The organism is Paraburkholderia agricolaris (assembly GCF_009455635.1).
Classification (GTDB): Bacteria; Pseudomonadota; Gammaproteobacteria; order Burkholderiales; family Burkholderiaceae; genus Paraburkholderia; species Paraburkholderia agricolaris.
This window is the reverse complement of the sequence record NZ_QPER01000001.1, coordinates 4,265,393-4,279,096: the sequence shown is the minus strand read 5'-3', so window position 1 is coordinate 4,279,096 and position 13,704 is coordinate 4,265,393. Positions and strand designations below refer to the sequence as shown.

The 13,704-nt window shown below is 61.6% G+C and carries 13 protein-coding genes and 1 tRNA gene; 6 read left to right on the top strand and 8 right to left on the bottom strand.

Annotated features, from left to right (window positions below):
- Positions 1–26 precede the first annotated feature (26 nt).
- From GH665_RS18765 to GH665_RS18745, 5 genes are all read right to left on the bottom strand, one after another.
- Positions 27–1,253 (bottom strand): type II secretion system F family protein, encoded by a 1,227-nt coding sequence (locus tag GH665_RS18765; protein WP_153137419.1) that lies wholly within the window; start codon positions 1,251–1,253, stop codon positions 27–29.
- Entirely contained in the window at positions 1,250–2,557 is a 1,308-nt protein-coding gene (locus GH665_RS18760) for a GspE/PulE family protein (RefSeq protein ID WP_153137417.1), read from the bottom strand. The genes GH665_RS18765 and GH665_RS18760 overlap by 4 nt, the downstream gene beginning before the upstream one ends.
- 130 nt (positions 2,558–2,687) lie before the next feature.
- Positions 2,688–3,992 carry an HlyC/CorC family transporter gene (locus tag GH665_RS18755; RefSeq protein ID WP_153137415.1) on the bottom strand — a complete coding sequence of 435 codons (1,305 nt, stop codon included), beginning with the start codon at positions 3,990–3,992 and terminating at the stop codon, positions 2,688–2,690.
- Positions 3,993–4,196: 204 nt separating this feature from the next.
- Positions 4,197–4,273: transfer RNA gene (locus tag GH665_RS18750), tRNA-Pro, on the bottom strand.
- Positions 4,274–4,311: 38 nt separating this feature from the next.
- On the bottom strand, positions 4,312–5,304 hold the full coding sequence (locus tag GH665_RS18745; RefSeq protein WP_028196474.1) for a polyprenyl synthetase family protein: 993 nt from the start codon (positions 5,302–5,304) through the stop codon (positions 4,312–4,314).
- A 238-nt stretch (positions 5,305–5,542) separates the two neighbouring features.
- On the opposite strand from GH665_RS18745, the gene rplU reads away from it, so the two are divergent.
- From rplU to proB, 4 genes are all read left to right on the top strand, one after another.
- Positions 5,543–5,854, top strand: a complete 312-nt coding sequence (gene rplU, locus GH665_RS18740; RefSeq protein ID WP_007180329.1) for a 50S ribosomal protein L21 — start codon at positions 5,543–5,545, stop codon at positions 5,852–5,854.
- A 25-nt stretch (positions 5,855–5,879) separates the two neighbouring features.
- On the top strand, positions 5,880–6,143 hold the full coding sequence (gene rpmA / locus GH665_RS18735; protein ID WP_007180330.1) for a 50S ribosomal protein L27: 264 nt from the start codon (positions 5,880–5,882) through the stop codon (positions 6,141–6,143).
- 229 nt (positions 6,144–6,372) lie between these two features.
- The gene (gene cgtA, locus GH665_RS18730; RefSeq protein ID WP_153137413.1) at positions 6,373–7,497 is read left to right on the top strand and encodes an Obg family GTPase CgtA; all 1,125 of its coding nucleotides are present in this window, start codon (positions 6,373–6,375) and stop codon (positions 7,495–7,497) included.
- Between the two features lie 83 nt (positions 7,498–7,580).
- Positions 7,581–8,699, top strand: coding sequence for a glutamate 5-kinase (gene proB / locus GH665_RS18725; protein WP_028196472.1), 1,119 nt, complete (start codon positions 7,581–7,583; stop codon positions 8,697–8,699).
- A gap of 119 nt (positions 8,700–8,818) precedes the next feature.
- Here the strand turns inward: proB and GH665_RS18720 are convergent, their stop codons facing one another.
- The gene (locus tag GH665_RS18720; protein WP_153137411.1) at positions 8,819–9,370 is read right to left on the bottom strand and encodes a CNP1-like family protein; all 552 of its coding nucleotides are present in this window, start codon (positions 9,368–9,370) and stop codon (positions 8,819–8,821) included.
- Positions 9,371–9,449: 79 nt separating this feature from the next.
- Positions 9,450–10,196 carry an RNA pyrophosphohydrolase gene (locus GH665_RS18715; protein ID WP_153137409.1) on the bottom strand — a complete coding sequence of 249 codons (747 nt, stop codon included), beginning with the start codon at positions 10,194–10,196 and terminating at the stop codon, positions 9,450–9,452.
- Positions 10,197–10,556: 360 nt separating this feature from the next.
- Here GH665_RS18715 and GH665_RS18705 point away from each other — a divergent pair, with 360 nt between their 5' ends.
- Together GH665_RS18705 and GH665_RS18700 are read left to right on the top strand one after the other, a co-directional pair.
- Positions 10,557–12,293, top strand: coding sequence for a proline--tRNA ligase (locus GH665_RS18705; RefSeq protein ID WP_153137405.1), 1,737 nt, complete (start codon positions 10,557–10,559; stop codon positions 12,291–12,293).
- An 11-nt stretch (positions 12,294–12,304) separates the two neighbouring features.
- On the top strand, positions 12,305–12,904 hold the full coding sequence (locus GH665_RS18700) for a MarC family protein (RefSeq protein WP_153137403.1): 600 nt from the start codon (positions 12,305–12,307) through the stop codon (positions 12,902–12,904).
- Between the two features lie 130 nt (positions 12,905–13,034).
- Here the strand turns inward: GH665_RS18700 and GH665_RS18695 are convergent, their stop codons facing one another.
- Positions 13,035–13,586: a hypoxanthine-guanine phosphoribosyltransferase gene (locus GH665_RS18695; protein WP_120347512.1), complete on the bottom strand. Its 552-nt coding sequence runs from the start codon at positions 13,584–13,586 to the stop codon at positions 13,035–13,037.
- Positions 13,587–13,704 lie beyond the last annotated feature (118 nt).

Below are 13,704 nucleotides of genomic sequence, written 5' to 3'. Positions count from 1 at the left end.
AAAAAGGGTGGGATTCGGCTGCGATGCTACACCACGTTGCCGAGTTGAATAATGGGAAGATACATCGCGATCACGAGGCCACCGACCAGCGTACCCAGCACGATGATGACAAGGGGCTCGCACAGACCCGAAAGCGTGCCGATCTTTTCGTCTACCTGACGATCGGCGAGCGACGCCACATCGATCAGCATGGTGTCGAGCGCTCCGGACTCCTCGGCAACCGCGACCGGTTGCACAACCTCAGGTGGAAAGCAGTGTGCTGCGCGCATTGCCGCGGCAAGCCGCTCGCCGCGCCGCAACCGCGCGGCAATCTCCACCGTAGCACGGTCGAAGAAAGCGTTGCCGGTGGCGTGAGTGAGTGAATCGAACGCGTCCGCGAGGGGTGTGCCGGCTGAGAGCAAAGTGCCCAGCGCGCGACTCCAGCGCGCCGCGCACAAGGTGCGAAGCAATGGACCGGCGATCGGGATTGTCAGCGATGTGCGTGCGAACCGGATGCGCGCCGCTTCGGAACGTCTTAACAGAAATGTCACAGCCGAACCTGCTGCGAATGTCACAGCGACCAGAGGAATGCTCCAACGCGCAGCACCTGCGGACAAAGCCAGCACGAACTGTGTTGGTGCGGGCAGCTTCGCCCCGAAGCCATCGAAGATCTGCTTGAAGGTGGGGACAACCCAGATCAGCAGCGCCGCGGTAATCGCTATGGCGAGTAACAGGATGGCCACCGGATAGGTCAGCGCCGCGCGCACCTTGGCCCGCTGCGCGGCGGCGCGTTCGCGGTCGTCGGCGAGCCGGGCAAGGATCGTTGCCAATGCGCCGGCCGCTTCGCCGACCTCGACGAGCTGGCAGTACAACGCATTGAACTGCGCCGGATGCCGCTGCAATGCCGCTGAGAACCGCAGGCCGCTGGTGATATCGCGCGCCAGCGCACCGACGATTCGGGGCATGCCTTGCCGGGGCGAACCTTGCGCTTGCGCCAACAGTTCCAGCGAGGGGGCGAGGGGCAAACCGGCGCGCAACAGGCTGGCAAGCTGACGGGTGAATATCGTCACGTCGTTGGCGCGAGTTTTGGGGCGTGGTGCCGGCCCGCGGGCCGCCAGTTCGACGATGAACAGATTGTCGCGCTTGAGCATCGCTCGCGCGGCGCTGGCATCTGGCGCCACGAGCGCGCCACTTTGTTGCATGCCGTTGACGTCGACACCGCGCCATCTGAAGCGCAAATCGGCGGCTGGCTGAGTAGGCGCGGCTGTGCTCATGCGACCTCGGTGGCGGCCAGCGCTTCAGAAAGGCTCGTCGTGCCGTCGCGCACACGCGCCAAGGCCGCGTCGCGCAAGGTAGCGACGTGCTCAGCTTGTGCGAGCCGAGCCAACTCCAGGGTGCCCGCGCGTGCCACGATCAGCTCGCGCATCGCATCCGAGACAGGCATCACTTGGTGAACCCCGACGCGGCCGCGGTAGCCGATACCGTGGCAAGCGGCGCATCCGGCGGCGCCGAATGGTTGCCAGCCGTCGAGGTGATCGTCGGCGAAGCCCGCTGCTCGCAGCGCCGCCGCCGATTGCGGCGCGGGTGCGCGGCACGCCACGCACAGCCGCCGCACCAGCCGCTGGGCCGTCACCATCTTTAGTGCGGCGGCCAGGTTGTAAGGCTCGACGCCGATGTCGATCAGACGCGCGACGGCAGCCGGCGCGTCGTTCGTATGCAAGGTGGACAGGACGAGGTGGCCGGTCTGCGCCGCCTTTACGGCGACGTCGGCGGTTTCGTCGTCGCGGATTTCGCCAACCATGATCACATCGGGATCCTGACGGAGGAACGCGCGCAGCGCCAGCGCGAATGTGAGGCCGGCCTTTTCGCGCACACTCACCTGGTTGATCCCTGCCAATTGAATTTCCGCCGGATCTTCTACCGAGCACAGATTGCGTGCCTCGTCGTTGAGCATATGCAGGAAGCAGTACAACGACAGCGTCTTGCCGCTGCCGGTGGGCCCGGTGACGAGCACGAGGCCGTGCGGCGCGCGAATCGCCGCATCGACTGCTGCACGTTGCTGTGGATCGAGGCCCAATGAGTCGAGCGAAAGATCCGTGGGCAACGCGTCGAGTCTGCGCAGCACCAGCTTTTCTCCGAACAAGGTAGGCAGCGAGTTGACGCGGTAGTCTTCGACGCGCCCTGGCGAGGTGGCAATACGCAGCCGGCCGTCCTGCGGTACGCGCCGCTCGGCGATGTCCATGCGCGCCAGTACTTTTACCCGCGTGATGAATGCGTCGCGCAGATGCGCAGGGGGCTGGGGGATTTCGTGCAGCACGCCGTCGATGCGCAAACGCATGCGCCAGCCACGCTCGGCCGGTTCGATGTGCAGGTCCGATGCATTGCGACGGGTTGCCTCCTGCAACGTATCGGTTAGCAGGCGTACCGCAGGCGCGCTGTCGGAATCGGTGGGGCCGGGCTCAAGCCTCGTGCCGACAGCGGCGTTGGCCGTAAAGCCGTTGGCCTTGGGTTTGAGTGAACCTTCGCTATCGACGGCAATAGGCCGCAACGATGCCGAGTGTTGAAAAGAATCTTGCATGAGAGACCGGTGACGAGCCGCCTGTAGAACACGACGACCCCATCATCCGGTAAGGCCGCGGGCGCCACCATTCAGCCAATCGGCTAATGGTGCGCACCGCGTCCATGTGCAATGCTGCGGTGTGCTGTACTTAGCCGCGCACAGTCTTGATGGCTTTCGCACTCGCGCGAACAGGTGGTTTGAACAGCTTGACGGTGCGAATCGCCTGGTCGTCGCTGCGCATTACCTCGAGTTTCACCTCGCCGATCTGAACGCACACGTCGCCATCGGGAATGTCTTCGAGTATTTCGAGAATCAGTCCGTTGAGCGTTTTTGGTCCGTCGGTTGGCAGCGTGAGATGCAGCCAGCGGTTCAGTTCGCGCAGGGGCATGCTGCCGGCAACGATACATTCGCCGTTCTCGTTCCAGCCGCCGCGCGAATTGGCGCTACGCGGAATCGAGGTCGTGAATTCACCGATCAGTTCTTCGATGATGTCTTCCGGCGTGACCAGCCCCTGCAACTCGCCGTATTCGTTCACGACCAGCGCCGTGCGGTGACGGCTCTCCTGGAAGTACTGCAGTTGCTGGAATACCGGTGTACCGGACGGCACGAAATACGGTTCGGCCAGCAACTCGCGCAGCGTCTCGCGCTCCAGTTCCTGGTTGTGCAAGGCGGCCAGTGTTTTTCTCACGTGCAGCACGCCAAGCACACGGTCGATGTCGCCCTGATAAACGATCAGCTTGTTGTGGTAACAGGTTTCCAGCTGGTGCAGGATCTGTTCGAACGGTGCGTCGAAGTCGAGCGCCTCGATACGGCGGCGCGGGATCATCACGTCGTCGACGGAGATGTTCTCGAGATCGAACAGGTTCAACAGAATGCTGCGGTGCTTGGTCGGCATGAAGCTGCCCGATTCGAGCACGATGGTGCGCAGTTCTTCGGTGGAAAGCCGTTGGTCGTGCGCGCCTTTGGTGTTGATATGCAGGACGCGCAAGATCGTGTTCGCGAACAGATTGACGAACCAGACGAGCGGTTTGCCGATGCGCATCATCGGTGCGATCAGCAGGCTGGCCGGCAGCGCGATCTTCTCGGGGAACGTAGCGCCGACGATTTTCGGCGTGATTTCCGCGAACACGATAATCAGAAACGCGACGATGCCGGTCGCGATCGACAGCACCACGTTGTTACGGCCGAACGTATGCAGCGCGATCGAGGTGGTGAGCACCGGGATGATGGTGTTGAACAGATTGTTGCCGATCAGGACCACGCTCAACAGCTGGTCCGTGTGCGCCAGCAGACCCTGAGTGGTTTTCGCGCCGAGCGCATTCTTGTTGGCAAGGTGTTTCAGGCGATGGCGGTTGATCGCCATCATCGCCGTTTCGGAAATCGAAAAGAAGCTGGAGCAGATAAGCAGCAGAAAGACGGCGCCGATCTGCGCCCATAAGGGAAGTTGTTCCACGCGTTGTGAAGGGTAGGGAAGGGATGGAGAGAATATAGCAGAGGGGGCCGGGCGAACCGACCGGGCGGAGGGGGCGGCAATGCACAGGAGCCTATCGGCCACAAACGGAAGGCATCGATCGGTCGCTAGAAATTGCGACTCAAAAACAAAAAACCGCCAAGCAAGCTGGGCGGTTTTTCGGGCCTTGAACTAACAAGGCAAATCTGGTCGGGGTGAGAGGATTCGAACCTCCGGCCTCTACGTCCCGAACGTAGCGCTCTACCAGGCTAAGCTACACCCCGATCTGTACTGCTGGACTCTTACGGTGTTTCAGTCTCGTTCAAGACTGTCTTGCCGTCGAGTAAGAACATAATTCTAGCAGGCTATCTTTGAAAATGGAATCGGGAAACGAAGAAATTGCTGCAGCTGCGGCAAGCGCTTCCTGCTTCGCGCACTCCAGCGTGTGGTCGAGCGCGCCGGAACGTGTGATTGCTTCAAAAATGGTGTCGAAACGGGCCGTGCCGCCTTGCTCGATGGCTTCGCGCGCGAGTGCCGACTGTTCAGGTGTGCCGCGTTCGATCAGATAAATCAGTGGGAGTGTTGGTTTGCCTTCGCGCAGATCGTCGCCGGCGTTCTTGCCCATTGACTCGGCCGTGCCCGTGTAATCGAGCCAGTCGTCCATGATCTGGAACGCCGTGCCGATGCGGCGGCCGAATTCTGCCGCCGCGGCTTCAGTTTTTGCGTCCGAACCGGCCAGCACCGCGCCAAGCTGGGCGGCGGCTTCGAACAGCTTGGCAGTCTTGTAGCGGATCACCTGCATGTAGCGCGCTTCGTCGACGTCGGCGTCATGCATGTTCAGCAGTTGCAGCACTTCCCCTTCGGAAATGATGTTGGTCGCCTCCGACAGGATTTCCATCACCCGCATCTTGCCCACGCCGACCATCATCTGGAACGAGCGCGAGTACAGGAAGTCACCAACCAGCACGCTCGCGGCGTTGCCGAACAGCGCATTGGCGGTCTGGCGGCCGCGCCGGAGATCGGATTCGTCGACCACGTCGTCGTGCAGCAGCGTTGCCGTGTGGATGAATTCGACCACTGCGGCCAGTTCGTGCCGATGCCCGGTGGTCTCGCCCAATGCGCCCGCCACCAGAAGTAGCAGGGCGGGCCGCAGCCGTTTGCCCCCGGCACTGATGATGTACTCGGAGATCTGATTGATCAGCATCACGTCGGACGCCAGACGGTGCCGTATGACGCGATTGACCTGCTGCATGTCTTCGGCAATCGGAGCGAGCAGGCTGGCGGCGTTGGAGGAGGGGGTGGCAGTCGACGACATGATGGCTGAATTGGGTAGTGCCGCGAATTATAAGGCGAATCGCGGCAGTTCCGGGTCGCACGCTGCGGCTCGGCACGACGCAGACCGCGGATGGGCCGCTGCCGGGGCTGCCCGGCACGGCGCCGGGCGTTGCGCGCGGTGGCTCTCAATGAGTTTTGACCGAGCAGCTAACTCTATGTATAATCACGGGTTTCCGCGCGCGGTGCGTGGGAAAAATGAACACAGAGTGAGGTTCTCAATGTACGCGGTCATAAAAACCGGTGGCAAGCAGTATAAAGTTGCCGTCGGCGAAAAACTTAAAGTAGAACAGATACCGGCAGACATTGACGCTGAAATCACGCTCGACCAGGTTCTCGCAGTGGGCGAAGGCGAATCGATTAAGTTCGGTACGCCGCTGGTCAGTGGGGCTTCCGTCAAGGCTACCGTCGTGTCGCAAGGTCGTCACGCAAAAGTGACCATCTTCAAGATGCGTCGCCGGAAGCACTACCAGAAGCATGGCGGCCACCGCCAGAACTATACCGAACTGCGCATCGACGCGATCAACGCGTAAGCGCAACGGTTAAGGAGCAAATCAAATGGCACACAAAAAGGCAGGCGGATCATCCCGCAACGGCCGCGACTCTGAATCGAAGCGTCTCGGCGTCAAGGTTTACGGCGGTCAGGCCATCAACGCTGGCGGCATCATCGTTCGCCAACGTGGCACGCGCATGCACCCGGGCGAAAACGTCGGTATCGGCAAGGATCACACCTTGTTCGCGCTGACGGACGGCCACGTCAATTTCTCGACGAAGGGCGCAGCGAAGAAGCACATGGTCAACGTCGTCCCGGCAGCAGTCTGAGTTTACTCAGGCACGGGCTTCAGGACCGGAAAAGGGCCCCGCGAAGTTCGCGGGGCTTTTTTTATTGCAGCGCTTTTTGTCCGAAGAATTAGCGGATTGCTTGGCCCTGTCGGCGCGGTTAGCCGATCGGCCGATTGCCCACCGCACGGCGGGCGCGGCAAAATAGCATCATCTGAAAGCATCAACCCAGCAGCACCATCTAGCAGCACACCACGGGACGGAGTTACGCATGAAGTTCATTGACGAAGCGAGGATTGAAGTCATCGCCGGCGACGGAGGGGATGGCAGCGCGTCGATGCGCCGCGAGAAATTCGTTCCGTTCGGCGGCCCGGATGGCGGCGACGGCGGCCGGGGCGGCAGCGTGATCGCGGTCGCAGATCGCAACATCAACACGCTGATCGACTACCGCTACGCGAAAAAACATTTGGCGCGCAACGGCGAAAACGGCCGTGGCGCGGACTGCTACGGCAAGGGCGGCGACGATATCACGCTGCGCATGCCGGTCGGCACGACCATCACCGATATGGAAACCGGCGAGCTGATCGCCGACCTGACCGAGCACAACCAGAGCGTGCAGATCGCGCAAGGTGGCGCGGGCGGTCTCGGTAACCTGCATTTCAAATCCAGTACGAACCGCGCGCCGCGCCAGAAAACCGACGGCAAGCCCGGCGAGCGCCGCATGGTGCGCCTCGAGCTGAAGGTGCTGGCCGACGTCGGTCTGCTCGGCATGCCGAACGCCGGCAAGTCGACCTTCATCGCGTCGGTGTCGAACGCGCGGCCGAAGATCGCGGATTACCCGTTCACCACGCTCGCGCCGAATCTCGGCGTGGTGCGTGTCGGGCCGAGCCGCAGCTTCGTGATTGCCGACATTCCCGGCCTGATCGAAGGCGCGGCGGAAGGTGCCGGTCTCGGCCACCAGTTCCTGCGCCACCTGCAGCGTACGGGCCTGCTGCTGCATATCGTCGACCTTGCACCGTTTGACGAGTCGGTCGATCCGGTTGCGGAAGCCAAGGCGATCGTCAACGAACTGCGCAAGTACGACGAGCTGCTGTATGAGAAACCCCGCTGGCTCGTGCTGAACAAGCTCGACATGGTGCCGGAAGACGAGCGTGAAGCGCGCGTGTCGGCGTTCCTCGAAGGCTTCGGTTGGGATGGGCCCGTGTTCGAAATCTCGGCGCTGACCGGCCAGGGCTGCGAAAGTCTTTGCTACGCGATATATGACCACATCGCCGCGCATTCAGACGCGCAGCGCGCGGCCGAAGCAGAAGATCTTGCCGCCGACGTGCGTTTCCGCGAGAAGCCAGAAACGCCGGCCGCCGCTCCGGATGACTCCGGCGTCGATCCGCAGTCGTAACAAAACCTGAGCAAGTCTGAGCGCCGGCGCCTGCAAGGGCGGCCGGCACATGCATCACGCGTCATCCCGGGAGACCGCGCACAATGCGTTCAGTCATCGCAGATTCACGGCGATTGGTAGTGAAAGTCGGCTCGAGCCTCGTCACCAATGACGGGCGCGGCCTCGATCATGCTGCAATCGGCCGCTGGGCCGCTCAGATTGCCGCACTGCGTGCGCAAGGCAAGGAAGTGGTGCTGGTCAGTTCGGGCGCCATTGCCGAAGGCATGCAGCGGCTCGGCTGGACCAAGCGGCCACGCGAAATCGACGAATTGCAGGCGGCTGCGGCGGTCGGTCAAATGGGCCTCGCGCAAGTCTACGAAAGCCGCTTTGCCGAGCATTCGATCCAGACCGCGCAAATTCTGCTGACCCACGCTGATCTGGCCGACCGCGAACGCTATCTGAACGCCCGGTCCACGTTACTGACGTTGCTGCGTCTGGGCGTTGTGCCGATCATCAACGAGAACGACACCGTCGTTACCGACGAAATCAAGTTCGGCGACAACGACACCTTAGGTGCGTTGGTCGCGAATCTGATCGAAGGCGATGCGCTCGTCATCCTCACCGATCAGCAAGGGCTTTTTACCGCCGACCCACGCAAGGATCCGCGCGCCACGCTCGTTCAGCAAGCCGATGCCGGTGCGCCGGAGCTCGAAGCAATGGCGGGCGGCGCGGGTTCGAGCCTGGGTCGCGGCGGCATGCTGACCAAGATTCTTGCCGCCAAACGCGCGGCGCACAGCGGCGCCAATACGGTGATCGCGAGCGGTCGCGAAGCTGACGTGTTGTCACGGCTGGCTTCGGGCGAGGCGATTGGCACGCAGTTGATCGCGCGCACCGCACGCATGGCAGCGCGCAAGCAATGGATGGCCGATCACTTGCAAGTGCGCGGCCACGTAGTGATCGACGACGGTGCGGTCGAAAAGCTGATCGAAGGCGGCAAGAGCTTGCTGCCGATCGGCATCGTCGGCGTGCAGGGCGCGTTTGCGCGTGGCGAGGTGATAGCTTGTTTGAGCGCGGCCGGACGTGAAGTCGCGCGTGGCCTGACCAACTACAGCAGTACGGAAACCAAGCTGATCCAGCGGCGTCCGAGTGGTGAGATTGAATCGGTGCTCGGCTATATGCTGGAGCCCGAGGTTATCCACCGCGACAATCTTGTGCTGGTCTGAGCCCCGGCAAGACCCCGACCGAACGACAGACAAAAAAGCCGTTCCAGCGTGAGCTGGAACGGCTTTTTTACGTCAGCGGCGGCTTCCGGAGAAATTGGAAACCATGCGCGAAAACGGTTTTAATGAATCAGCGAGGTCTGCGTGCGTTTGTAGCGGATGTTCTCGACAATCTGCTTTGCGGTGCCCGTGGGCATCTTGTTCGCGCAGAAGTAATCCTGATACAGCGTTGCCTGATAGGCATTCAGCGCCCCATTCTCGATGCGCCTGAAGTCGTTGGCGACGGTTTCATCCCAGCCGTCGTGATCGGCGTTCAGCCCTGCATATTGCCGCCATTCATAGGTGTCGCAGCGAATCCCTTCGTAGTTCACGTTGCGCGCGCCGCTCGGGCTGGTGACGACGACGGTGTAGCGCACCACGCCGTCGGTGCCGACGCTAAGCGAATTTTTGTCGACCGCGAAGTGCAGCGGCGTGTTACCGGAAACTTCGAAAGGCAGCAGATTGGAGTCTTGCGGTAGCGGCGGTAAGGTGTCCACCTTGTTTTCAACCCAGTTGCTCGGCCGGTCCAGCAGGTAGGCAAACGCGCTGTCGTCTTTATTCGTGGGTTTGCTGGCGCAACCAGCCAGCAGGGCGCCGGTGGCGACGCACGCCACGACGAGAGCAAGTGCTTTCAATATGATTTCCTCGAAAGACGGGTGCGGCTCGTTGATGAGCCACACCCGCGGAGGCGGCGTGGACGGCCGCACAGAGTTGTTAATTGCGTACGCCGGGGCGGAACAGCGAGCCGGCGGCCGTTTCGCGATCCGATTCGTCTTCGTGTTCCGACGCGGAGCCCAGTTCGGCTACCGACCCGGAACCCGGACCGCAATCAGACGCGATCGTCGTGTGAATCGACGTTTCGATGCTGAGGGTGGTCACCGAGGTGGTGACCGTCATCATCGTCGAATCCGGCGGACTTTCCATTGACGGCGCTATCCGGGGATAGCGAGGCCCATGGTGTCCGCCAGGTTTTTCCGCACGCGGCGCAGCCCGGCGCATGAAACGGGATAGCTCCGTCAGCGCCAACTGATACACATCCCGCTTGAACTCGATCACACAGTCGAGTGGCACCCAGTACTCGTTCCAGCGCCACGCATCGAACTCCGGGTGGTCGGTGGCGCGCAAGCATATGTCGCAATCGCGTCCAACCATCCGAAGCAAAAACCAGATTTGCTTCTGGCCGCGGTAATGACCGCGTACTTCGCGCTTGATGAACTTGTCAGGCACCTCATAGCGCAACCAGTCGCGCGTGCGACCGATCACCTTGACGTGCTCAGGAAGCAGCCCGGTTTCTTCGTGTAACTCCCGATACATCGCTTGCACGGGGGTCTCTCCGTACTTGATGCCCCCTTGCGGAAACTGCCAGGAATGTTCACGGAGCCGTTTGCCCCAAAACACCTCGTTGTGCGCGTTCAAGAGGATGATGCCGACGTTCGGGCGAAAGCCTTCACGATCCAGCATACAACCACCTTCGAATCCTTTAAAATTGCTTTGATTATAAACAGATAACGGACCCGACGCACCGATTCGCACCAGATTGGAACGATTCGCCGCAAAAGGCCTGCGTTTGCGGTAGCCTGTCTGTCTTTCCGTGCCTTATCCCCTGCTGCAAAGGCTTTGCGCGGCAGCTTCAATGCTGCGGTCGGGCCGGTTTTGCCGGGGTTTTGCCTGGTATGCGCAGACCGTTTGCCGCAACTGAGCCGGGCTTTGGCCGGGCATTCGGCGAGTCCGAGCCGGCCTTAGGCCGGGTCTGTAAAGATTTCCCCACCGTTTTCACCTTTCGGGCGGTCCCTCCGGAGCCGCCGCTTTTGGAAAATCTGAATGAAAGCTTCCCGTTTCTTTATCGGCACGCTGAAAGAAGCGCCCGCCGACGCCGAGATCGTCAGCCACAAGCTCATGGTGCGTGCGGGCATGATCCGCCGCGTCGCCGGCGGCATTTACAACTACCTGCCGGTCGGCCTGCGTTCGATCCGCAAGGTGGAAGCCATCGTGCGCGAAGAAATGAACCGGGCAGGCGCGATCGAACTGTTGATGCCGGCGGTGCAGCCGGCCGAGCTGTGGCAGGAATCGGGCCGTTGGGAAAAATACGGCCCCGAGCTGCTGCGCTTCAAGGATCGCAAGCAATCCGATTTCGTGATCGGACCGACCCACGAAGAAGTGGTCACGGATATCGCGCGCGGCCAGATCAAGAGCTATCGCCAGTTGCCGGTGAGCTTCTATCAGATCCAGACGAAGTTCCGTGACGAGATCCGTCCGCGTTTTGGCGTGATGCGCGGCCGCGAGTTCATCATGAAAGACGCGTACTCATTCGACAAGGACGCGGAAGGCCTGCGCGAGTCGTATCGCAAGATGTACGACGCGTACGTGCGGATCTTCACGCGCCTTGGTCTGGATTTCCGCGCAGTGGCGGCGGACAACGGTTCGATCGGCGGCAGCGGTTCACATGAATTCCACGTGATCGCCGACACCGGTGAAGACGCGATCGCCTATTGCCCGACCTCGGATTTCGCAGCGAACGTTGAAGCGGCTGAAGCGTTGCCGCTGTACGCGGAACGCGCGGCGCCGACCGAGGAAATGAAGAAGACCGCAACGCCGGGCAAAGCAAAATGCGAGGCCGTGGCTGAGCTGCTGAACATCCCGCTCGAGCGCACGATCAAGTCGATCATCCTCGCCACGGAAAACGAAGGCGCCGAGCCGACCATCTGGTTGCTGATGCTGCGCGGCGATCACGAACTCAACGAGATCAAGGCAAGCAAGCTGCCCGGTCTGGCGGATTTCCGCATGGCGACCGAGGCCGAGATCATTGAGACCTTCGGTACGCCGCCGGGTTACCTCGGCCCGCTCAACACGAAGAAGCCGATCAAGGTCGTCGCGGATCGCACGGTCGCGAACATGAGCGACTTCGTGGTGGGCACGAACGAAGTGGATTTCCACACCACCGGTGTGAACTGGGGCCGCGATCTGCCGGAGCCGGTTGTCGCAGATATCCGCAATGTGAAGAAGGGCGACCCGTCGCCGGACGGCAAAGGCGTGATCGAGATCTGCCGCGGTATCGAAGTCGGCCACGTGTTCCAGCTCGGCAAGAAGTATTCGGAAGCGATGAACGCGACCTGCCTCGACGAGACCGGCAAGCCGCAGCCGATGGAAATGGGCTGCTACGGCATCGGCGTCACGCGTATTCTGGGCGCGGCGATCGAACAGAATTTCGACGACAAGGGCATCATCTGGCCGGAATCGATCGCGCCGTTCGAAGTCGTGCTGTGCCCGATGGGTTACGACCGTAGCGAAGCCGTGCGCGAGCAGGCCGACAAGCTGTACGCAGAGTTGCTCGAAGCGGGTGTCGACGTGATCCTCGACGATCGCGGCGAACGCCCGGGCGTGATGTTCGCCGACTGGGAGCTGATTGGCGTGCCGCATCGTCTGGTGATTGGCGACCGTGGTCTCAAGGACGGCAAGCTCGAGTATCAAGGCCGCCGCGATGCTGAAGCGACGCTGCTGCCGGTCGAAGACGCCGCCCAAACGGTGATCGGCAAGGTTCGCGCCGCGTTGGCGCGCTAGGCGGAGTCGAGGTGGAATACACCTTTCTGTCCGCGACAGTCTTGCTGATTCTGATCACCGACCCGCTCGGCAACATTCCGCTCTTCATTAGCTGCTTGCGTGGGGTGGCGCCGAAGCGGCGCACGATCGTCATCCTCCGTGAGGTGGCGATCGCTTTCGCGATCCTGCTGCTGTTCATGGTGGTCGGCGACCGCTTCCTGCGCATGATGAGTCTGACGGACCAGTCGTTGCGCATCGGCGGTGGAATCGTGCTGTTTCTGATCGCGCTCAGGATGGTGTTTCCGCATCCAGATGGTCCGTTCGGCGGCGACACGCGCGGTGGTGAGCCGCTCATCGTGCCGCTCGCCATTCCGGCGCTGGCGGGTCCTTCGGCGCTTGCAACGGTGATGCTGCTGACGTCGCAGGCGCCGGGCAAGATGTTCGAGTGGATCGGCGCGCTGACTGTCACGATGCTCGTCTGTGCAGTCGTGCTGATGCTGGCGGAACGGATTCAGGCGTGGCTCGGCGAGCGCGCAATGATGGCTTTTGAGCGTTTGATGGGACTGGTGCTGGTGGCGATCTCAGTGGAGATGATGCTCGGCGGTATCCGGTCGTTTGTGCATCAGCTTTGAGTCGGCCGAGATAGTGCAGAGCGGGTAGAGCCGCGCCCTGCATTGTTTCCAGCAAACAAAAAAGCGACCCGTGGGTCGCTTTTTTACATTGAACAGCGTCATCAAACGTGGCGCCTGCGACGCACGCTGTTTACGCGCCTTCGGTCAGCGCCCGGATAGTCGGGAGGTTGCGCCAGTAGCCTTTGGCATCCATCCCGCAGCCGAACACATAACGGTCCGGCACTTCGAAACCGCAGTAATCCGGGCGCAGCGGCTTCGCCTTCGGAATGATCTTCTCGCACAACACCGCGCTCAGGAAGCGCTTCGCGCCCATGGCCAGAATGCGGTCGCGGATCGCGGCCATTGTCTCGCCTTCGTCGAGGATGTCGTCGAGTACCAGCACGACACGATCCTTCACCGACTCAGCCGGCGCCACGCGCCACTGCATCTCGTTGCCGCCCTTGGTGGTGTTGCGATAGCGGGTCAGATGGATGTAGTCGAATTCGAGCGGAAAATCGAGGTGCGGCAGCAGCATGCCGGTGAACACCGCCGCGCCACCCATTACCGACAGCACGAGCGGGAAGTCCTCGCTCATCTCGTTACGGATGGCGGTAGCCATGCCGCTGATCGACGCATTGACGTCGTCGGCCGAAACGATTTCTTCGGAGTGGCTAAAAATATGGAGAGCTTCTTCGCGGTTCATGACGTCTGACGGGCGGTAACTGTATACATAGTGTGGGTGAGAACGACGGCGGGCGGTACAGAATAAACCCGCACAAATCCGGAGTCAGCCGCGCATGCCGTGGTTCATGTACGAAAGC

Bases quoted from the DNA above. Each gene is read 5' to 3' on its own strand.
- GH665_RS18765 (WP_153137419.1), bottom strand. From the start codon at position 1,253: ATGAGCACAGCCGCGCCTACTCAGCCAGCCGCCGATTTGCGCTTCAGA.
- GH665_RS18760 (WP_153137417.1), bottom strand. From the start codon at position 2,557: ATGCAAGATTCTTTTCAACACTCGGCATCGTTGCGGCCTATTGCCGTC.
- GH665_RS18745 (WP_028196474.1), bottom strand. From the start codon at position 5,304: ATGTCGTCGACTGCCACCCCCTCCTCCAACGCCGCCAGCCTGCTCGCT.
- rplU (WP_007180329.1), top strand. From the start codon at position 5,543: ATGTACGCGGTCATAAAAACCGGTGGCAAGCAGTATAAAGTTGCCGTC.
- rpmA (WP_007180330.1), top strand. From the start codon at position 5,880: ATGGCACACAAAAAGGCAGGCGGATCATCCCGCAACGGCCGCGACTCT.
- cgtA (WP_153137413.1), top strand. From the start codon at position 6,373: ATGAAGTTCATTGACGAAGCGAGGATTGAAGTCATCGCCGGCGACGGA.
- proB (WP_028196472.1), top strand. From the start codon at position 7,581: ATGCGTTCAGTCATCGCAGATTCACGGCGATTGGTAGTGAAAGTCGGC.
- GH665_RS18715 (WP_153137409.1), bottom strand. From the start codon at position 10,196: ATGCTGGATCGTGAAGGCTTTCGCCCGAACGTCGGCATCATCCTCTTG.
- GH665_RS18705 (WP_153137405.1), top strand. From the start codon at position 10,557: ATGAAAGCTTCCCGTTTCTTTATCGGCACGCTGAAAGAAGCGCCCGCC.
- GH665_RS18695 (WP_120347512.1), bottom strand. From the start codon at position 13,586: ATGAACCGCGAAGAAGCTCTCCATATTTTTAGCCACTCCGAAGAAATC.